The 20,881-nt window shown below is 60.5% G+C and carries 16 protein-coding genes; 9 read left to right on the top strand and 7 right to left on the bottom strand.

Annotation, left to right across the window (positions count from 1 at the left end):
- Window positions 1–888 precede the first annotated feature (888 nt).
- Window positions 889–1,200: a hypothetical protein gene (locus CRX69_RS22735; protein WP_107322912.1), complete on the top strand. Its 312-nt coding sequence runs from the start codon at window positions 889–891 to the stop codon at window positions 1,198–1,200.
- Window positions 1,201–1,307: 107 nt separating this feature from the next.
- Here the strand turns inward: CRX69_RS22735 and CRX69_RS22740 are convergent, their stop codons facing one another.
- Entirely contained in the window at window positions 1,308–1,679 is a 372-nt protein-coding gene (locus CRX69_RS22740; RefSeq protein ID WP_107322913.1) for a PH domain-containing protein, read from the bottom strand.
- Window positions 1,680–2,128: 449 nt separating this feature from the next.
- On the opposite strand from CRX69_RS22740, the gene CRX69_RS22745 reads away from it, so the two are divergent.
- The 5 genes from CRX69_RS22745 to CRX69_RS22765 all read left to right on the top strand — a co-directional run bounded on the left by CRX69_RS22745 (window position 2,129) and on the right by CRX69_RS22765 (window position 8,262).
- Window positions 2,129–3,124 carry a TRAP transporter substrate-binding protein gene (locus CRX69_RS22745; RefSeq protein ID WP_047229440.1) on the top strand — a complete coding sequence of 332 codons (996 nt, stop codon included), beginning with the start codon at window positions 2,129–2,131 and terminating at the stop codon, window positions 3,122–3,124.
- 66 nt (window positions 3,125–3,190) lie between these two features.
- Window positions 3,191–3,823 carry a TRAP transporter small permease gene (locus tag CRX69_RS22750; protein ID WP_107322914.1) on the top strand — a complete coding sequence of 211 codons (633 nt, stop codon included), beginning with the start codon at window positions 3,191–3,193 and terminating at the stop codon, window positions 3,821–3,823.
- Window positions 3,820–5,103 (top strand): C4-dicarboxylate TRAP transporter large permease protein DctM, encoded by a 1,284-nt coding sequence (gene dctM / locus CRX69_RS22755; RefSeq protein WP_047229438.1) that lies wholly within the window; start codon window positions 3,820–3,822, stop codon window positions 5,101–5,103. The genes CRX69_RS22750 and dctM overlap by 4 nt, the downstream gene beginning before the upstream one ends.
- A 108-nt stretch (window positions 5,104–5,211) precedes the next feature.
- On the top strand, window positions 5,212–6,207 hold the full coding sequence (locus CRX69_RS22760; RefSeq protein ID WP_047229437.1) for a TRAP transporter substrate-binding protein: 996 nt from the start codon (window positions 5,212–5,214) through the stop codon (window positions 6,205–6,207).
- Between the two features lie 147 nt (window positions 6,208–6,354).
- A complete protein-coding gene (locus CRX69_RS22765) occupies window positions 6,355–8,262 on the top strand; it encodes an alkaline phosphatase D family protein (RefSeq protein WP_047229436.1) in 1,908 nt (635 codons plus the stop codon).
- A 147-nt stretch (window positions 8,263–8,409) separates the two neighbouring features.
- Here CRX69_RS22765 and CRX69_RS22770 read toward each other — a convergent pair whose 3' ends face one another.
- The 5 genes from CRX69_RS22770 to CRX69_RS22795 form a co-directional block, all read right to left on the bottom strand.
- Window positions 8,410–8,910 (bottom strand): methylated-DNA--[protein]-cysteine S-methyltransferase, encoded by a 501-nt coding sequence (locus CRX69_RS22770; RefSeq protein ID WP_076386269.1) that lies wholly within the window; start codon window positions 8,908–8,910, stop codon window positions 8,410–8,412.
- 47 nt (window positions 8,911–8,957) lie between these two features.
- Complete coding sequence (locus tag CRX69_RS22775; RefSeq protein WP_107322915.1) at window positions 8,958–11,687, bottom strand: winged helix-turn-helix domain-containing protein; 2,730 nt, start codon at window positions 11,685–11,687, stop codon at window positions 8,958–8,960.
- A 325-nt stretch (window positions 11,688–12,012) separates the two neighbouring features.
- Window positions 12,013–13,377, bottom strand: a complete 1,365-nt coding sequence (locus CRX69_RS22785; protein ID WP_047229433.1) for a DUF1329 domain-containing protein — start codon at window positions 13,375–13,377, stop codon at window positions 12,013–12,015.
- A gap of 25 nt (window positions 13,378–13,402) precedes the next feature.
- Complete coding sequence (locus CRX69_RS22790) at window positions 13,403–15,268, bottom strand: DUF1302 domain-containing protein (protein WP_047229432.1); 1,866 nt, start codon at window positions 15,266–15,268, stop codon at window positions 13,403–13,405.
- 335 nt (window positions 15,269–15,603) lie between these two features.
- Window positions 15,604–17,286: a fatty acid--CoA ligase gene (locus CRX69_RS22795; protein WP_076386273.1), complete on the bottom strand. Its 1,683-nt coding sequence runs from the start codon at window positions 17,284–17,286 to the stop codon at window positions 15,604–15,606.
- A 269-nt stretch (window positions 17,287–17,555) separates the two neighbouring features.
- Here CRX69_RS22795 and CRX69_RS22800 point away from each other — a divergent pair, with 269 nt between their 5' ends.
- Both CRX69_RS22800 and CRX69_RS22805 read left to right on the top strand, forming a co-directional pair.
- Entirely contained in the window at window positions 17,556–18,470 is a 915-nt protein-coding gene (locus CRX69_RS22800; RefSeq protein WP_076386275.1) for a glycosyltransferase family 2 protein, read from the top strand.
- A complete protein-coding gene (locus tag CRX69_RS22805) occupies window positions 18,467–19,084 on the top strand; it encodes a CatB-related O-acetyltransferase (RefSeq protein WP_076386277.1) in 618 nt (205 codons plus the stop codon). Before CRX69_RS22800 ends, CRX69_RS22805 begins: the two co-directional genes overlap by 4 nt.
- Window positions 19,085–19,130: 46 nt before the next feature.
- Here the strand turns inward: CRX69_RS22805 and CRX69_RS22810 are convergent, their stop codons facing one another.
- A complete protein-coding gene (locus CRX69_RS22810) occupies window positions 19,131–19,760 on the bottom strand; it encodes a LysE family translocator (protein ID WP_107322916.1) in 630 nt (209 codons plus the stop codon).
- A gap of 140 nt (window positions 19,761–19,900) precedes the next feature.
- Here CRX69_RS22810 and CRX69_RS22815 point away from each other — a divergent pair, with 140 nt between their 5' ends.
- Window positions 19,901–20,866: a 2-hydroxyacid dehydrogenase gene (locus CRX69_RS22815; RefSeq protein WP_107322917.1), complete on the top strand. Its 966-nt coding sequence runs from the start codon at window positions 19,901–19,903 to the stop codon at window positions 20,864–20,866.
- Window positions 20,867–20,881 lie beyond the last annotated feature (15 nt).

The following is a 20,881-nucleotide window of genomic DNA, read 5'->3' on the forward strand; positions in this document are numbered from 1 at the left end:
CCGCCGTCATCGCGAGCAAGCTCGCTCCCACAGGGGATCTGTGGCGGGCATAGAATCTGTGAACACCGCGATCAAAACTGTGGGAGCGAGCTTGCTCGCGATAGGGGTCTGTCTGAACCGGTGATGTTGGATGGGCCGCCGTCATCGCGAGCAGGCTCGCTCCCACAGGGGATCTGTGGCGGGCACAAAATTCGTGAACACCACCAATCAAAACTGTGTGAGCGAGCTTGCTCGCGATAGGGGTCTGTCTGAACCGGTGATGTTGGATGGGCCGCCGTCATCGCGAGCAGGCTCGCTCCCACAGGGGATCTGTGGCGGGCATAGAATCTGTGAACACCGCGATCAAAACTGTGGGAGCGAGCTTGCTCGCGATAGCGGCCTGTCTGAAACGGTGATGTTGGATGGGCCGCCGTCATCGCGAGCAAGCTCGCTCCCACAGGGGATGTGTTGCGGACACAAAATTCGTGAACACCGTCAATCAAAACTGTGGGAGCGAGCTTGCTCGCGATGGCGGTCTGCCTGAACCGGTGGTGCTGAATGGGCCGCCGTCATCGCGAGCAGGCTCGCTCCCACAGGGGATGTGGGGCGGGCACAAAATTCGTGAACACACCGATCAAAACTGTGGGAGCGAGCCTGCTCGCGATAGCGGTCTGTCTGAAGCGGTGATGTTGAATGTGCCGCCGTCATCGCGAGCAGGCTCGCTCCCACAGGGGATGTGTGGCGGGCTTTCGCTTATAGCGTTCCAATACAAAATCCGTATTCACTTACTTCCATCAGGTCTTGGCTACTGTCAGATATGACAGTGGTCCTCACTGCGGCTCACTTCTAACCTGATCCAGCCTCGCAAGTACGCGAAGCCAATCTTCGATGACCCGCAAGGAGTTCATGATGAACACAAGATACTGTCCCACTAAACCGACCCTGCTGGCTCTTTCCCTATTATTGAGCGGCATGACTTTTCAAGCTTTCGCGGCAGGACGCGAGCCTTGCAGTGCGGACAAGGTCGCGCAAGCCAAGGATTTGAAACCAGGGGGGATGGGTGAAACGGCTCTGTCCGAAGAAGAGTACGTAACGCAACTGAACCTGGAAGCGGTCAGGGTCACCGGAGTAGTCATGACCAAGGACTTGAGAAGTGATCGTCTCACTGTGGTTACCGACAGCTCCAGCAGCAAAATAGTGACCGACATGTACTGCAAATGAACGGTCCCGAAGGACTCGCCACATGCCCCCTCATTGAAGTGGCATGTGGCTGTCACCCTGCGCCACTTCACCCCCCGAGTTTCCGTATTCACTCAGGGTCACTGACATCAGGCCAAAAGATGCCTGGAGATCAGCTTCGATATTTCGACGATGCCTGTCTTGCCGGTGAATTCGAACTTCACCTTGCCCAGGGATGAAAAGTAAATCTCCAGTTCCGAATCCAGGTCGAAGGTGCCGGAGGTTTCTACCGAGTAGGCCACGATGTTTTTATAAGGCAGAGAGGTGAAGTCTTTTTTGCTGCCGGTGATGCCTTGCACGTTCACTGCGATGATGCGTTTGTTGGTGAAGACTACGCCGTCGCGCATGGACTTATAGGCGTCGATGACCTGTTCGCCATCCAGCAGCAGGGCTGTTACGCGTTCGGCGAATTCATCGTTCTGCTTGAGCTTGAAGAAGCCTTTGTTGTTGAAATCGATCATCCGTAAATCCTTGTGGGGTTGAAAAGCGTTCCAGGCTTCCTGGGCCCATATCGAGACGGGCGCGGGGATTCTGGCGCAGCGAGGAGTAACATCACAAGGCCATGACCGAGCATTTCGCCGTCTCACCAGGCTAAATCCCCCGACACCCGATGCGTGGCCAGCGAACAGGCCAGTAGCCATTATTTCGCTTTTATGGTTTCCTGACCCCCGTTACGGTTGCAGGCTGAAACCTTTCGCCCTGTTTCGGTCCCGATGGTTGTCGCCCCAGCCCTGGAAGGCTCTAACGCACCCTTTTGAGGCGTTAGCCAATACTCGCGATTTTTCCCGCACTGACCGTCACAATCCCCCGGCAAACTGTTTTTCTGCCTAGACTTGCAACTGTCCCGCCGTGCGCTGCGTTTTGAATGAGCCCGCACGATAAATACAAAAACAAAAGAGGAAACCCCACAATGTTCAAACCTATCTGGAAAGCGCTCGCCTGTACGCTGGCACTCAGTGCGTTGAGCACGGCCATGGCGGCGGATCCTGTCGTCATCAAGTTCTCCCACGTAGTAGCCGAACAAACGCCCAAGGGCCAGGGCGCACTGATGTTCAAGAAGCTCGTGGAAGAGCGTCTGCCAGGCAAAGTGAAGGTCGAGGTGTACCCCAACTCCTCGCTGTTCGGCGATGGCAAGGAAATGGAAGCCCTGCTGCTGGGCGACGTGCAGATGATTGCGCCGTCGCTGGCCAAGTTCGAGCACTACACCAAGTCCGTGCAGTTGTTCGACCTGCCGTTTCTGTTCGATGACATCTCCGCCGTGGACCGCTTCCAGTTGAGCCCTGAAGGCCAGAAGCTGCTCAAGTCCATGGAAAGCAAGAACATCACCGGCCTGGCCTATTGGCACAACGGCATGAAGCAGTTGTCGGCGAACAAGCCACTGCGTGAACCCAAGGATGCCCGTGGCCTGAAGTTCCGCGTGCAGGCCTCAGCCGTGCTGGAAGAGCAGTTCAAGGCGGTGAACGCCAACCCGCGCAAAATGAGTTTCGCCGAGGTGTATCAAGGCCTGCAGACTGGCGTGGTCAACGGTGCGGAAAACCCGTACTCGAACATCTACAGCCAGAAAATGCATGAAGTACAGAAGTACATCACCGAGTCCAACCACGGTGTACTCGACTACATGCTGATCACCAACACCAAGTTCTGGAACGGCCTGCAACCTGACATCCGTACCGAACTGGACAAGATTCTGGTTGAAGTCACCACCCACGTGAACAACGAGGCGGCGCAACTGAACCAGAAAGACAAGCAGCGCATCCTGGACGCCAAGACCACCGAAATCATCACCCTCACGCCTGAAGAGCGCGGCGAGTGGCGCGACAAGATGAAGCCGGTGTGGAAGAAGTTTGAAGGTGACATCGGTGCTGATCTGATCAAAGCCGCCGAAGCCTCCAACAAGGCTCAGTAATGGGTTGGCCGGTGCTGCCGCCCTGGCAGCGCCGGCCGGTCGTCCCCCCTGCAGGAGATGTCATCCATGAACGCCCTTCGGCGCATCTGGGAACACTTCGAGGAAGGTTTCATTGCCTTTCTTCTGGCCGCCATGACGCTGGTTACTTTCGTCTATGTGGTGCTCAACAACCTCTACACCGTTTTTTACAGCCTCGGCGACAACTGGCCAGCCGCCAGCGAGCCGGCGTTCGCCATTGGTGACGGCATCATGGGCATGGCCCAGGCGATGACCTGGAGCAGCTCGCTGACCAAGGCCCTGTTTGGCTGGCTGATCTTTTTCGGGTTGTCCTACGGCGTGCGCACGGCCGGGCATATCGGCGTGGATGCGCTGGTGAAACTGGCGAGCAAACCGGTACAACGCTTTATCGGCGTGATCGCTTGCCTGTGCTGCCTGACTTACGCCGGGCTGCTGGCCGTCGCCAGTTACGAGTGGATCAATACCCTGATGATCGCGCAGATCGGCGCAGAGGACCTGGGCCACTTCGGCATCATGCAATGGCACATCGGCCTGATCGTGCCGGTGGGTTTTGCGTTGGTGTTTATCCGTTTCGCGGAAATCCTCGTGCGCATCCTGATGAATCGTCAGACCGGCTTGGGCCTGGCCGATGAAGCGGCCGAAGCCATCAAATTGACTGAACACGAGGAAGACAAGCCATGACCATTGCCTTCCTGTTCGTGGCGCTGTTCGTGCTGATGTTTATCGGCGTGCCCATCGCCATTTCGTTGGGGCTGGCCGGTTCGCTGACCATCATTTTCTTCAGCCCGGACTCAGTGCGCTCCCTGGCGATCAAGCTGTTCGAAACCTCTGAGCACTACACACTGCTGGCGATTCCGTTCTTCCTGCTGGCCGGTGCGTTCATGACCACCGGTGGCGTGGCGCGACGCCTGATCGACTTTGCCAACGCCTGCGTCGGGCATATCCGTGGCGGGCTGGCGATTGCGGCGGTACTGGCGTGCATGCTGTTTGCCGCGTTGTCGGGTTCAAGCCCTGCGACGGTGGCGGCGGTCGGTTCCATCGCCATTGCCGGTATGGTGCGCTCGGGTTATCCACAGGCGTTCGGCGCCGGCATCGTCTGCAACGCCGGCACCTTGGGCATCCTGATTCCGCCGTCGATCGTGATGGTGGTGTACGCCGCCGCGACCGAAACCTCGGTGGGCAAGCTGTTCATGGCCGGGGTGATCCCGGGCCTGCTGCTGGGTTTATCGTTGATGGTGGCGATCTATATCGTCGCTGTGAAGAAAAACCTGCCGGCCCTGCCTCGGGCGACGTTGCGCGAATGGCTGTCCACGGCGCGCAAGGCCCTCTGGGGTCTGCTGCTGATGGTGATCATCCTCGGCGGGATCTATTCCGGGATGTTCACACCCACCGAAGCGGCTGCGGTGGCGGCGGTGTATTCGGCCTTCATCGCACTGTTCGTCTACAAGGACCTCACGTTCCGTGAGACGCCCAAAGTGCTGCTCGAATCGGCCAAGCTGAGCATCATGCTGATGTTCATCATTGCCAACGCCATGCTCTTCGCCCATGTGCTGACCACCGAGCAACTGCCGCAGCAAATCACCGCTTGGGTGATCGATGCCGGGCTGACGCCGGTGACCTTCCTGCTGGTGGTGAACATCGTGCTGTTGATTGCCGGTGCGTTCATGGAGCCTTCGGCGATCATCCTGATCCTGGCGCCGATCCTGTTCCCTATCGCCATGCAACTGGGCATCGACCCAATCCACCTGGGCATCATCATGGTGGTGAACCTGGAGATCGGCCTGATCACGCCTCCGGTGGGGCTGAACCTGTTCGTCACCTCGGCGGTGACCGGCATGTCGCTGCCCGCCACCATCCGCGCAGCTATGCCATGGCTGATGATCCTGCTGGCGTTCCTGATGCTGATTACCTATGTGCCATGGATCTCGCTGGCCTTGCCGAACTGGTTGGGGATGAGCTAGCCCCGACTCAAGACAGGCGCAGCGGCGAGGGCATTTGTTCCCTCGCCACTGCGCTGTCGGGCTAAGCCTGCGTGTCGCACCGTCGACCAATAAAAGGGAAGCCTCACCATGCTAAAACCTCTTTGCAAAGCGCTCGTCTGTACCTTGAGTTTCAGCCTGCTGGGCTCAGCCATGGCGGCTGAACCGATCGTGATCAAGTTTTCCCATGTCGTGGCCGAGCAAACGCCCAAGGGCCAGGGCGCGTTGATGTTCAAGAAACTGGCGGATGAACGATTGCCAGGCCGGGTGAAGGTCGAGGTGTATCCCAACTCCACGTTGTTTGGCGATGACAAGGAGATGGAAGCGCTGCTGCTGGGTGACGTGCAGATCATTGCGCGCTCGCTGGCCAAGTTCGATCAGTACACCCGATCCGTGCAGTTGTTCGACTTGCCGTTTCTGTTCAACGACATTGCCGCGGTGGACCGCTTCCAGCAGAGCGCGGAAGGCCAGAAACTGCTCAAGTCCATGGAAAGCAAGAACGTCACTGGCCTGGCCTATTGGCACAACGGCATGAAGCAGTTGTCGGCCAACAAACCACTGCGTGTACCCGAGGATGCCCGTGGCTTGAAGTTCCGGGTGCAGAGTTCGGCCGTGCTGGAAGAACAATTCAAGGCCGTGAGCGCCATCCCCCAACCGATGATTTTCTCTGTGGTATACCAGGGCCTGCGCACCGGTTTGGTCAACGGCACGGAAAACACCTACTCAAACTTCTACAACCAGAAACAGCATCAAGTGCAGAAGTACATCACCGAATCCAACCACGGCATTCTCGACTACATGCTGATCGCCTCGTCCGACTTCTGGAACGGCCTGCCGCCGGATATCCGCACCGAACTGGACAAGATCGTGGTCGAGGCCACCGCCTATGCAAACAGTGAGGCGGACCGACTGAACCAGCAGGACAAGCAGTTCATCCTCGACGCCGGGACCACCGAGATCATCAGCCTCACCCCCCAGCAGCGCAACGCCTGGCGCGAGAAGATGAAACCGGTGTGGGCAAAGTTTGAGAAAGAGATTGGGCCGGATTTGATTAAAGCCGCTGAAGCTTCCAACCAGGCGCAGTGAGGCAGCAAAGCCCAGTGCAGCCTGTGGCGAGGGAGCTTGCTCCCTCGCCACAAGAGCTGGAGCACGTCGCCTTTTCACCGAGTCCCAGTTCTCCAGCGCATTGCGTTATGATCCCCGCCTCCATCGGAGCCAGAGCTTTACCTGCGAATGTTGCCGTCCTCATCTGACATCTCCCCTGCCCTGCCCCCTGTCCTGGTCGGCCCGCTGCTGCGGCGACTGGAGCCCACACGGCTGGTGATGTGGCTGGTGGGTACACGCCCCCTCACGTTGACGCTGCGTGTGGACGGTGTGGGCGATCTCACCCTGGATGCCCCGCGCTGCACCGTAGTGCCGGTGGGGCAGCAGGCTTTTGTGCACCTGATCGATGTACGACTCGACACCGCCCTGCCCCAGGACGTGGTGATTGACTACGACCTGCTGGTGGACGGCGCGCCCATTGCCGAATGGGCGCCCCATCTGTTGTATGGCCAGGCGCAGTGCCCGAACTTCGTCCTGCATTCGCGTATCGATCAACTGGTCCATGGTTCCTGCCGCAAACCCCACTATCCGACCCACGACGGCTTGCTCTGCGTCGACCGGCTGTTGGCACAAGCCCCACAGCAGCGTCCGGCGTTGTTGATGATGAGCGGCGATCAGGTCTATGCCGATGACGTCGCCGGGCCCATGCTGCGGGCGATTCATGCGTTGATCGAGCGGCTGGGGCTGTTCGAGGAATGCCTGGACGGCGCGGTGGTTGAAGACAGCGCCAAGCTCTATGAACACCCGGCCAGCTACTACCACCGCGCCGATTTACTACCGGCGCTGGAAAGCAATGAAACCCTGCGCGAGCGTTTTTTCGGCGGGGCCCGCAAGCCGATATTCACCAGCAGCAGCGCCGACAATCATCTGGTGACCTTCGCTGAAGTGATGGCGATGTACTTGCTGGTGTGGTCACCCGTGCCGTGGACCCTGATCGACCCGCAACCGCCGGAACTGACCGCCGAGCGGCGCCAGCGCTACGCGCTGGAACAGCAGCGCATCGAGGGTTTCAAGACCGGTCTTGGGGACGCGGCGCGGGTGTTTGCACACCTGTCGTGCCTGATGATTTTCGACGATCACGACATCACCGATGACTGGAATCTATCCGCGCAGTGGGAAGAAACGGCCTACGGCCACCCGTTCTCCAAGCGCATCATCGGCAACGCACTGATCGCCTACATGCTCTGCCAGGGCTGGGGCAACAACCCCGACGTGTTTGATGAGGTGATCCAGCAAACCCTGGCCCTGAGCGACACCGCCCGGGACCGCTACCTGGACAGCGGCCCACAGGACAAACTGATCGACACGCTGCTGGGTTTCCAGCAATGGCACTACGTGTTGCCGACCACCCCGGCCCTGGTGGTGCTCGACACCCGCACCCGCCGCTGGCGCAGCGAGCGCAACCTCAAGCAGCCTTCGGGACTGCTCGATTGGGAAGCCCTGAGCGAACTTCAGCAGGAACTGCTGGATCATCCTTCGGCGATTATCGTTTCACCGGCGCCGATCTTCGGTGTGAAGCTGATCGAAACCGTGCAACGGGTGTTCAGTTGGTGCGGTTATCCGCTGCTGGTGGACGCGGAAAACTGGATGGCCCATCGCGGCGCGGCGCAAGTGATCCTGAACATTTTCCGGCACTCACGCACGCCCGGTAATTACGTGGTGCTGTCCGGGGATGTGCATTATTCCTTCGTCTATGAGGTGCTGATCCCACACCGTAAGGGCGGCCCGCGCATCTGGCAGATCACCAGCAGCGGCATCAAGAATGAGTTCCCGCCGGCGCTGCTGGAATGGTTCGATCGTCTGAACCGTTGGCTCTACTCACCCCGCTCGCCCCTGAACTGGTTCACCAAGCGCCGCAGCATGCGCATCATTCCTCACACCCCCGAACACGCCGAGGCTGGAGAGCGGTTGTGGAACTCGGCGGGGATCGGGCAGGTGTTCTTCAATGAACAGGGGCAGCCGACGCAGATATTCCAGCACAACGCCAACGGCCAACCGCCGACGCGCATGCTGGCGCCGCAAGAGCCTTCCGCCTGAACCGAATGAGTCCTGTGTGGGAGCGAGCCTGCTCGCGATAACGCAGGCCCATCCAACATCCTTGCAAGCTGACCTTCCGCTATCGCGAGCAGGCTCGCTCCCACAAGGGATTTGCAGTGTTATGGGTTTGCGGCCAAATGAAATAACTCAAAACACCAACTGCAGCGTCTGCTGACCTTCCAGGCTCAGCAGGAACTGTTTGGCCGCAAGGCCGCCCGCAAAGCCGGTAAGGCTGCCGGAGGTGCCGATGACGCGGTGGCAGGGGGCGATGATGGAGATGGGGTTGCGGCCGTTGGCGGCGCCTACCGCCCGCACCGCCGTGGGCTGGCCGATCTGGATGGCGATGTCGCGGTAGCTGCGGGTTTCACCGAACGGAATACTCAGCAGCGCCTGCCAGACCCGGACCTGAAAGTCGGTGCCGGCAAAGTCCAGCGCCAGGTCGAAACGGCGGCGCTGGCCGGCGAAATACTCCATGAGCTGGCGCTCGGTTTCCTTGAGGACCGGATGCTGGCTGTCCTCTTCCAAAGGCCCCAGGCGCACGCGGTTGAGACGTTCGTTTTCCCAGAGGATGGCCGCCAGTTTTGTATCCCGGGCGACGAGGATCAGTTGGCCTACGGGGGATGGGATGGTTTTGTACAGGGGTAACATCAAGCATTCCTTATCGCTGGCCAACCGCTTGGCACAAGTAACCAGTCCTAGCCCAACAACCCCAGCACCTTCGCCCGCGCCACGGCCTGGGTGCGGCGCTCCACGCCGAGTTTGCTGTTGATGTGGCTGGCGTGGGTCTTGACCGTGTGCAGTGAGATGAACAACTGCTCGCTGATTTCCTGGTTCGAACAGCCCTGGGCAATCAATTGCAGCACCGCCCGCTCGCGACTGCTGAGGGTTTCGACGGGGGCCGGTGAATCGGCAGCCACCGTCGACGGCAAGCGCTCAAGCAGGTTCTGGCGCAAGGGACTCGGTGGGGCGCGCAACAATTGCTCGCGCAGCCACTCCCGATGTTCGCCCAACAACCATTCGAACGGCTGCAGCACCCCGCCAGCGGCGGCTTCGAGGGCTTGGGCCAGGGTACTGCGGGCTTCGGGTTCGCGGCCGACGCTCAGCAGCAAGGCGACCTTCTGGTTGAGCGCCATCACACTGAGCATCTGCCGGCCGGTTTGCTGGCCGTGTTCAAGCAAGGCATTGAGCCGTCCTTCGGCCAACATGGGCTGGCCGCGGATGGACTCCAGCACCGCCTGTTGCAGTTCGACGTGCAGCGGCAGTTGCGGGTGGAATTCCGGCGGCGCGGCGGCCCGCTCACCGGTGTAGGTCTGCCCCAGCCGCGCCAGCCAGGCTTCGGCCAGGTCCGTACGGCCCTGGGCCAGCCAGAGTTCGCATTTGACCAGGGTGATCATCGCCAGGTAATAAATCGGCGGAACGTCCCAGATATGCATCAGGCGTTCGGCTTCGGCCAGTTCGGCAAAGGCCCGGGCGAATTCACGAGCGTGGCCTTCAACCCGCGCGATCACGCAGTGGCCGATCAACACGCTGATGTCGCGACACGCCCGCGCTTCGGTAAGACCGGCCTGCAACCGCGCCAAGCCGGCCTGGGGCTGCATGCGCAAGGTCAGCAGGAACCCTTCGTACAGAATCAATCGCGCCCGCACGGCATACAGCCGTTGCGGCGAGAGTGCGTGCAGGCGTTGCAGGCCCTGGCGCACTTCATCGAGCGCCCGCAGGATCTCCCCTCGCGCTTGCAACACCCGGGCGCGGTCGTAATGGGCCAGGGCCTCGAACAACGGGTTACCGACGCGCTGCGCCAGCTCCAGGGAGTCACGGTTCAAGGCCCGGGCGCGCCACAGGTCACCGTCGGCAATCGCCAGGTTCGACAGCGTGGACAGGCACATCAGACGTTGGCCATAGCGCTTTTGCGGCAGGCTCTCCAGGGCTTCGGTGCAGTAACGCACAGTGGCCTCGCGATCCCCACGGCCACGGGCAATGATTCCGCTCAGGGCCAGCCATTGGGCAAGCATGGATTTTTGCGCAGTGGCCGAAGGCGCCGGCAGGAACCGACTCAGGTGGGCGGCCAGTTCTTCAGCGGCGTCCAACTGGCAGGCCAGCCCCAGCGCCCAGCTGTACAGCACGATCAAGCGCGGCGTGCTGATGAGCAGGCTGTCGGGCAAGTCCATTTTCCAGCGCAGCAACATGCCGACGTTCTGCTCGGCCAGCAATTGCTCCTCCGAGAGGTTCTGCACCAGGTTCGCCGCCACATCCAGGTGCCCGGCCCGCAGCGCCTGCTCCACGGCCTCGTCGATCAAGCCCTGGGCATTGAACCAGCGGCAGGCCCGCAGGTGCAGGGTCGCAGCCGGCACCATGGCCGGCGCACTGGGACGGCTGCGCAGCAAATCGGAAAACAAATGGTGGTAACGGTACCAGTGGCCATGCTCGTCCAGCGGCACCAGGAACACCTGGTGCGCCGCCAGATACTCCAGGATTTCGGCGCTGTCATGGGCTTCGCGCACGGCATCACACAGTTCGCTGCAGAAACGCTCCTGGGACGCGGTGTCGTAGAGAAACGCCTGCACTTCGGCGGGCAGACAGTCGATGACTTCCTCAAGCAGGTAATCGCGAATCAGCCCTTCGCCGCCATGCAAAGCCTGGGGCATCCGGCCCTCAGTCCCGGCCTCGGAAGCGGCCAGCAACCAGAAACGCAGCCCGGCCACCCAGCCTTCGCTGCGCTGAATCAGGCTCTCCAGGGCTTCCCCGCGCAACGAACTGCTGTGGTGCTGCAGCAGGGTCAGGGCTTCTTCATGGGTCAGACGCAAGTCCTGCTCGTTCAGTTCGAGCAATTGGCGTGACAGACGCAGGCGCGCCAGATGCCAGTCCGGGCGCTGCCGACTGGTGACCAGCACCAGCAAACCTTCGGGCAGGTGATTAAGGAAAAATTGCAGGCAACGGTCCAGCACCGGGCTTTGGGCCAGGTGGTAGTCGTCGAGCACCAGCAGCAAGGGTGTATCCGGCGACAGATGCGCGGACAGTTCATCCAGCAGGCCGTCGAGCCATTCTTCGAAGGCGAAAGGTTGGTGGCGCTGGCGCATTTTCAGCAGCCCCAACGCCCGACCTCCCAACTGCGGGAAGAACGCCTGGAGCCCTTCGAGCAGCCGTTCCAGAAAGCGTCCCGGGTCGTTGTCCCGGGCACTGAGCCCCAGCCAGAGGCTTTGCCAATAGGCCGGCAGGCTCTGGCAGAACTCCACCGCCAGTGAGCTTTTGCCGAACCCCGCCGGTGCGCTCACCAACAGCAACCGACCTCCAAGCCCCGCACTCAAGCGCTCGCACAACCGCGGCCGCACGACATGGCCTTCAGGCAAGGGCGGGCGGTAGAAGCGCCCGTCCTGGACCGCGACGGCGGTGCGGGCAGAACCCGGGAGTGAAGACAGATCAGTCATGGCCGGCTCTTGTTGAAATGCGGGTGGCGGCGTTGCAGATGTCCGCAGACTAGCGGTAAACGAGGAGGTATTGAAGGGAGTTGCTACAAATGGCTACAAAAAGGCTACAAGCCGACCGACTCGAAAAACTCAGGCAGCCACCGCTCTTGTGCCGAGGGAGTTTTGATCATTCCCACGCAGGAGCGAGGGAACGCTAGAGCTTTTTGGGGCTGCTTCGCAGCCCAGCGGGGATAAATCCCCTCGCCACAGGGGGTTTGTGTTGGGCAAAAAAAGCCCCGAACCAGTCGGGGCGTTTTTTCGAGGATGCGGCCTCGGGTGAAGCTGTTTAGCGGATACCCTCCTGGCGCAATGCGTTGGGAGTGAACTCGGCGGTGCTGGCGGTGAAGCCGAAGTCGTAGGCCGATTTCTCTTCGTTCTTCATGCCCAGCGCCAGATAGCGGCCGGACTGCAGGTCGTAGAGGGTTTCCAGGGCGTACCACGGCACTTGCTTGTCGTAGTAGTTCTCGGCATGGGCCTCGGCAACGCGCCACAGTTGGCCACGACCGTCGTAATGGTCGATCACCGCGGCTTGCCAGGTGTCTTCGTCGATGTAGAAGTCACGCTTGGCGTAGATGTGGCGTTGGCCTTCCTTCAGGGTCGCGGTCACATGCCAGACCCGACGCAGCTCGTAGCGAGCCAGGTCCTGGTTGATATGGCCGGCCTTGATGATGTCGGCGTACTTGAGCTGAGGCGAATCGATCTTGTAGCTGTTGGAGGCGATGTACAGTTCTTTCTTGCCCACCAGCTTCCAGTCGTAGCGATCCGGCGCACCGTTGTACATGTCCAGGTTGTCGGAGGTACGCAGGCCGTCGGCAGCGGTGCCCGGGCCGTCATAGGAGACCTGTGGCGCACGGCGCACACGGCGCTGGCCGGCGTTGTAGACCCACGCAGAACGCGGTTCCTTCACCTGGTCGAGGGTTTCGTGCACCAGCAGTACACCACCGGCCAGACGCGCCGGCGCGGTGACTTGCTGCTTGAAGTAGAACAGGATGTTGCCAGGGTTGGCCGGATCGAAATCCTTCATCTTGTCGCGGAACACGAACTGGTCCCTGAAGTACACCAGGCTGTAGGAGCCGTTGGGCTGCGGCGTGGCCTGGGTCACCAGGCGGGTCACGCTGCCGCCGCGATAGCGAGTGATGTGGTTCCAGATCACTTCCACACCGCTCTGGGGAATCGGGAACGGCACAGCCGTCTCGAAGTTCTCCAGACCGTTACCGCCGGACACCAGCTTGGTGTTCACCGCGTTTTTCTTGATGGAGGCATACACGTCATCCGGCACGGTGGCGCCGCGATGGGATGGGTAGACCGGCATCTTGAAGGATTCCGGGTATCGCTTGAACATCGCGTACTGGCCCGGCGCGAGCTTGTCTTTGTACTGGTCGACGTTCTGCGCAGTGATGGTGAACAGCGGCTTTTCACTGGCGTACGGGTCGGAAAGGAAACCCTTGCTGTCCACGCTGCCGGCGTTCTTGGCCATGGGTTTCCAGGCCGGGATCGAACCGTCGGCATTGCCGGCCATTTCGGCGCCCATCGGCGTCAGGCTTTTGCCCAGTTTGTCGGCTTCGGCGGCAGGCACAGCCGCCATGACGCTGGCGGCCAGCAGGGATAGCCCCAAAACACCGACCTGCAACAGACTCTTTGTTATTTTCATAGTGTGTCGTCCTGAAATACTGTGCTTAGAAGGTCACGCCGACGCTGAGCGCCAGGAAATCGCGATCGTCCACGGTGCTGAAGTCGCCACCAAAGAAGTTGGTGTAGGCCAGGCTCGCGTTGTAGGTGTTCTGGTACTCGGCATCCAGTCCGAGGCTGACGGCTTTGCGGCCTTCTTCAAAGTTGGCGCCCGGGCCTGGCGAGTAGCCTTTGACGTCATGGGACCAGGCCACGTTGGGCTTGAGGTTCACACCGGCGAACACGTCCGGGTATTCCCAGATGGCGCGGGCACGGTAGCCCCAGGAAGTGGAGGTGGTGAAGCCGTCGTTGTTGCAGTTGCTGTTCACATCGGCACTGGTCTGGCCACCACCTGCCGCAGTCGAGCCATTGAGCAGGTTACAGAAACCGTTGGGCAGTTCGCCCGGACCAAACACCGGGTCACGGCCGTAACGAGCGTCGGACCTGCTTTCCAGGCCGCCCACGTAGGTCACGCCGACTTCGCCCACCAGGGTCAGACGGCTGGCGCCCATGACCTGATCCAGGAAGTGGGTGAACGTGGTCTGGAACTGAGTGATTTCCTTACGGTTATAGCCATGCAGGTCCTGACCCGGCGAGCCAGGGAGGATCGAAGCATTGCCAAGACCGGGAAGCGGGGTCACACCGGCGAAAAGAATGTCCGTGGTGCTCAGTTGCACCGGGGCGTTCGGACGATAGCTCAGTTCACCGCTCCACGCCGTACCGGTAGGCAAGGTGGTGGAGAAACTCAAACCGTAGAGACGGATATCTTCAGGGTACTCGATGAAATAGTTCGAGTTACCCGCCACCAGCAGAGGCGACAACGCGGCGAACGCAGGCGGCAGTCCTGCTGCCAGGTCAAAAACGGACTGTGGAGCACCGGTGGCACTGAAAATCGGCGCACGGCTGTGGTAGTTCATGAAGTAGGCACCAAACTCGGTGTCCAGCGGCTCGAACATGTACTTGAACGACACGCCCCACTGGCCACTGTCGCGAGCATCACGATCCGGACCGCGACGCACCAGCACGCCTTCTTCGTTGACGTTGACGCCAAGCGCCTCCGCTGGGCCCAGGGCGGCCGCCGGGAGCGTGGAGCGTTTGTTCAGCACTCGCAGGTTGTCGGTGCAACCATCGGCAACCACGTCCGGCTGCGAGAAGAACGTACCGCAGTTGTCCACCACGGTCTGGTCCCACTCCAACTGGTAGAACGCCTCGGCCGACAGGTTGTCGGTCAGGCTCTGGGACACATAGAACATGTTGACCGGAATCAGGCCTTCCTTGACCTCGGCACCAGGACGACGGAACGCCGACACGTCGACCGGGTTGATCGAGTTGATCCCGCCCTGGATGAAGGTACTTTCACCCCAGCTGACCACCTGTTTACCCAGGCGAACCGAACCTGGCTGATCGCCAATGGCGTAGTTGTGGTAGATGAAGGCATCGAGGATCTGCCCGCCGGAAGACTGGGCGCCTTCCTTGCGGTTAGTGTCGCTGATGTCCTTGTACAGACGATGTTCGTCCTTGAGTTCGAAGTCGTACCAGTACTTGCCGCGCACAAACACGCCGGTATCGCCGTACTTGAGTTCCAGGTCGTGGATACCCTTGAAGATCTTCGAAAAGGTTTCCCCGCGCTTGAAGTTCAGGTGACCGTCGTCGGAGGTCTGGGACAGGCCCTTGCCGCCGTTGTTGACGCCGATCAGGTCCCTGTTGGCCTTGGCCGTGGACCAGCTTGCGCCGACCGACAGGGACGAGTCGAACTGGCCCTCGATTTCACCGATGTTGAAACTGACGCCGAATGCTGGCCCGGCGAGCGAAGAGGCGAGACTGACCGCCAGAGGCAGTTTTGCCCGGCGCCAGAACGTGTTTGCTGAGGTCATCGACGCTACTCCATGTGCTTTTATTTTTATGGCAGTCAGTATTTTCCAAGAACACTTTCAACGGCTGGGAATGGCAACGTTCCACCCCGTTCAAAGTCGCATCGCCCGTTTAGTGCGTGCGCCCCGTTCTTGAAAATCCTTAAACGGACTATAGCCAGCAGGTAGTACGGCTTGATCCCTCTAAAGTGTGATTTGCAGCCCGCGACCACTCTGGAACAGTCCTTTCGCCAGGCCGACAGATGTCGGCACGGCAAGGATGGCTGAAATTTTCGGTTTGACAAGGCAAGCGCTTGCTTGGTGGGGCTGCCGTGCCCTTTTGGACACGGCAAAAACGTTTAAAGCGTCGACAGGAAGGTGCTGTTATTGCTCTGCCATTCGGTGACGTCGATGCGGATACGCTTCTTGTCGAGCTTGCCGACGCTGGTCTTGGGAATTTCCGTAACAAGGGCGATCTGGCTCGGGATCGCCCACTTGCTCAGGTGCCCCAATTCGACGAACGGCTTGAGATGTTCCTTGAGCTCGCGAGCCCCGATCTGATGCCCTTCGCGGATGACCAGCAAGGCAAATGGGCGCTCGCCCCACTGCGGATCGGGAATCCCCACCACTGCTACTTCGCGTACCGCCACGTGACGGCTGATGAGGTCTTCCAGGTCCAGGGACGAGATCCATTCACCGCCAGTCTTGATCACGTCCTTGATGCGGTCGCGAATATCGATCACGCCCATGCTGTCCAGCGTGGCGACATCGCCGGTGTGCAGCCAGCCGCCGGCCCAGAGCTCGGCGCCCTTCTGCGGCTCGTTGAAATAACCCTCGGTGAGCCACGGTGCGCGCAGCACCAGCTCGCCCTGGGTCTCGCCGTCAGCGGGCAGGAAATGCCCCTCGGCGTCGACAATCGCCGCTTCCACCAATGGCCCTGGTACGCCGGCCTTGATCCGGTAGGTGATGCGTTCGTCTTCGCTGCCGGCCATCAATTCGTCGTTGAGGTGGGCGCAGGACACCAGCGGGCCGGTTTCCGACATGCCATAGGCGGCGGTGAGCTGGATGCCCCTGGCCTTGGCCGCTTCATACAGGCTGCGGTTCAGGGCGCTGCCGCCGATGACGATTTTCCAGCCAGCGAAATCGGTGTCCTGGGCGCCCTTGGCATTGAGGACCATTTGCAGAATGGTCGGCACGCAGTGGGAAAAGGTGACTTTCTCCTTGCGCCACAACTGGACCAGGAATTCGGGGTCATAACGGCCGGGGTAGACCTGCTTGAGCCCGAGCATGGTCGCCACGTACGGCAGGCCCCAGGCATGGACATGGAACATCGGCGTAATCGGCATGTACACGTCGTTGGTGCCCAGCAACCGCACACTGTCGATGGCGCCCATGATGGTCGACACGCCCATGGTGTGCAGCACCAGTTGCCGATGGGTGAAATACACGCCCTTGGGGTTGCCGGTGGTGCCGGTGGTATAGAACGTGGTGGCGACCGAGTTTTCGTCGAAGTCCTGGAAATCGTAGGCGGGGCTGGCGGCGGCGAGCAGTTGTTCGTATTCGCCCACCAGGTTCGGCAGGTCGGCGGTTTTTTCAGGCAGGTCGGTCAGCAGGAGGGTTTTTTCTACGGTCGTCAGGTGTCCGGCAATCGCCTGGTACAAACCGACGAACTCGCTGTTGACCAGCACGAAGCGGTCTTCAGCGTGATTCATGGTGTAGAGGATCTGTTCCGGTGACAGGCGCACGTTGATGGTGTGGATCACCGCGCCGATCATCGGGATCGCAAACATGCATTCCAGGTAGCGATGGCTGTCCCAGTCCATCACCGCCACGGTATCACCGGCCTTGACCCCGGCCTCGGTCAGCACATTGGCCAACCGCGCGACGCGTTCGATCAGGGTCGGATAGCTGTAGCGCAACTGGTCGCGGTAAATGATCTCGCGGGTTTTCTCGTAACGCGCACCGGACATCAGCAGCCGCTTGATCAGCAGCGGGTATTGATAAGCGCCTTCGGCTGGAGGAATAACGCGAGTCTGCAACATAAGAGTCCCTTTTCTGACTGCACGGTCTTGGCTGGAAGTAAGCACTGTAGAGCGCCGGTACGCGGATCAAATCAGCCAAAGGAATGATTTGATCCGCCCGCAAATACTGGCCTTGAGCCACTTAAGTGCACGTTTTGCACGCATTATGTTGGTTAAACCTTGTCAGAGCTGGATCCAGCAGCGAGCATAGGTGTCAACGTTGTTACAAAAGCCTGTAGGGAAGTACTCTCGCAGGCTCACCCGATACCACCCGCCTTTTGCAGAGAACAATGAGCACCGACCTGACTTCTTCCCCGGCCATCGCGCCACAGAGTGAGCCGCTCGTGTCGATCGTGGCCCCTTGCTACAACGCCGAGAAATACCTGGAAGAAGCGATCCACAGCATCTTTGCCCAGGATTATCCGAACGTTGAGGTCATCGTGGTCGATGACGGCTCCACCGACAATAGCCTCGCCATGCTCCGGCAGTTGCAACAGACCTACAACTTCCAGCTGTACTCCCAGGAAAATCAGGGTGTCAGCGCGGCGCTCAATCACGGGCTGAAATACGCCAAGGGCGTTTACATCTCGACCCCGGACCTTGACGACATCATGTTGCCCCACTCGGTCGGGCTCCGTGCCCGATACCTGGACGAGCATCCGCAGGTCGGTTGTGTCGGCGCGCTGATCATCTACATGGACAGCGAAGGCCACACCATCAAGGCGCAACAACGCGACCACATCCAGGTGCATACCTTCGACGACCTTCTACGCAGCGCTGCGGTCATCGGCGCGCCAACAGCGCTGTATCGCATGAGCGCACTTCGCGACGCCGGCTTTTATGATCCGCTGCTGCGGGTCCAGGATTTCCAGATCACTTTGCGGATCGCCCACAAGGGTTATGAAATTCATGAATTGCCGGTTTGTGTGACGCGCTATCGACGCCACCCCAATAACCTGTCGAGAAAGTACCGGTTGATGCTCAAGGCCGACCTGCAGGCTATCGAGCCCTATCGGGCCCACCCCGCCTACGGTGCGGCTCGTACGGTGCTGGTCCACAAAGCGCTGAAGTACGCGGTGGTCGAAGACCGCAAAGAAGCCTGGCGGCTGCTGCGCAGCATCCCGTGGCGCCACCTGAACGCAACCAGCCTGAAACGCTTCAAGCGACTGGTCTTGCGACGCCCGACAGCGAGGGCGCGACCTTGAATTTTTTGAAAAAGCTCAAAGAGCGCAAAGTACGCAAGCATCTCAAGCGCCTGGAGAAACTCGAGAGAGCGCCGGAAAAAATCCGTTTGCGCTATCCGAAATACCAGATTGGGGTGGGCACGTATGGCATTCCCGAAGTCATGGAGTTCGGCGACGACACGATCCTCAAAGTCGGGTCTTATACGTCGATCGCTCAAGGCGTGAAAATCCTGCTGGGTGGCGGGCATCGCACCGACTGGGTCAGCACCTTTCCGTTCCCGCTGATGATCGAACAGGCCCAGGGTATCGCCGGCTGCAACCCGACCAAGGGCGATGTGGTGATTGGCAGCGACTGCTGGATCTGCGCCGAAGCGATGATTCTGTCCGGTGTGACCATTGGTCATGGCGCCGTGGTCGCAGCCGGCGCCGTGGTGACGCGCGATGTCGAGCCATACGCCATCGTCGGCGGCAACCCATGCCGGTTCATTCGCTGGCGCTTTGAAGAGCCGGTGCGTCAGGCCTTGCTTGAGTCATCCTGGTGGGACTGGCCGATGGAAGAGGTCAAAGCGGTGTCGCCACTGCTGTGCAGTGACAACATCGACGCCTTTCTGGAGTACGTTCGTCAACGCCACTGACCGTCCCCTCCCTGGTGTGGGGACGATCAGAAGTAGGATCAAACGATCAACGCATCTCGGTAAACGCCAATTTGACGCCAATGGCAACGAGTACCGCGCCCATGGTCCGGTCGAACCAGTGGCCCATGCGGGCAAACCCGGCGCGCACTCGCTGCTGGCTGAACAGCATGGCCACCAGGCAGAACCACACTGCCGTCGCCGCCGCCAGGTAAACGCCGTAACCGGCCTGGATTGCCAGGGGGGTATGAGGGTTGATGACCACGGTGAACAGCGACAGGAAAAACAGCGTCGCCTTGGGGTTCAGGCCGTTGGTGACGAAGCCCGAGGTGAACGCGCCACGGGCGGTACGTTCGCCGGCCTCTTTGTGCAGGTTGTCCGCCGTCGGCTTGACCGGTTGCGCCCGCAGCGCCTTGAAGCCGATGTACAGCAGGTAGGCGGCAGCGGCCCATTTCAGCGCGTTGAACAGCATGATCGATTGCGACACGATCAGGCCAATGCCCAGCAGCGAATACCCCACATGCAGGAAAATCGCCGTGCCCACGCCCAGCGCTGTCCAGGTTCCGGCGCGGCGACCATGGGTCACGCTCTCGCGCACCACCACGGCAAAATCCGGCCCGGGGCTGGCCACGGCCAACAGGTGGATCAGGGCGACGGTGAGGAATTCGGTGAGGTACATGGGGACTCCTTGGCTAGCTCAATCTCAAGACAAACATCAACTGTGAGTGAGGGGCTGTATGGGAGCAAAGCTTGCTCCCACACACATCTGATAGGCTCGCCACATTACGCCTTCGATTCCTGCGATAAAAGGTACAGCTGATGACGAACAACGGCCGCGCAGTTTTCCTCGACCACCCTTCCCTGGACCTCGGCGATCTGGACCTGGGACCACTGCGCAACTGCTTCAGTGAACTGCAACTGTTCGCCCGCACGAGCCGGGATGAAGTGAGCGAGCGGCTCAAGGGCGCCACGGTGGCGATCACCAACAAGGTCGTGATCGATGCGACCGCCATGGCCGCCAACCCCGAGCTGAAGCTGATCCTGATCAGCGCCACCGGCACCAATAACGTCGACCTGGACGCCGCGCGCCAACACGGCATCACAGTGTGCAACTGTCAGGGCTACGGCACGCCGTCGGTGGCCCAGCACACGATCATGCTGCTCTTGAATCTGGCGACGCGCCTGGGTGATTACCAAAAAGCAGTCGGCGCAGGTCGGTGGCAGCACGCTTCGCAGTTTTGCCTGCTGGACTATCCCATTGTCGAACTGGAAGGCAAAACCCTCGGGCTGTTGGGTCATGGTGAACTGGGCAGCGCCGTCGGACGACTGGCCGAGGCCTTTGGCATGCGCGTGCTGTTGGGGCAGATCCCCGGACGCCCTGCTCGTCCCGACCGCTTGCCTCTGGATCAACTGTTGCCGCAGATCGATGCCCTGACCTTGCACTGTCCTCTCAACGAACACACGCGCAACTTCATCGGCGCCCGGCAACTGGCGCAGCTCAAACCCGGCGCCTTTGTGCTCAACACCGCCCGCGGCGGCCTGATCGACGAACAGGCCCTGGCCGATGCCTTGCGCAGCGGCCATTTGGGCGGCGCGGCCACCGATGTACTGAGCGTGGAGCCACCGACCCAGGGCAATCCGCTGCTGGCCGCCGACATTCCGCGGTTGATCGTCACGCCCCATAACGCCTGGGGCAGCCGCGAGGCGCGGCAACGGATCGTTAGCCAACTGACGGAAAACGCCTTGGGTTTTTTCAGCGGTACAGCGCTGCGAGTCGTCAGTTGATAAACTGCCGCACTT

Source organism: Pseudomonas rhizophila, from assembly GCF_003033885.1.
In the GTDB taxonomy this organism is placed as follows: domain Bacteria; phylum Pseudomonadota; class Gammaproteobacteria; order Pseudomonadales; family Pseudomonadaceae; genus Aquipseudomonas; species Aquipseudomonas rhizophila.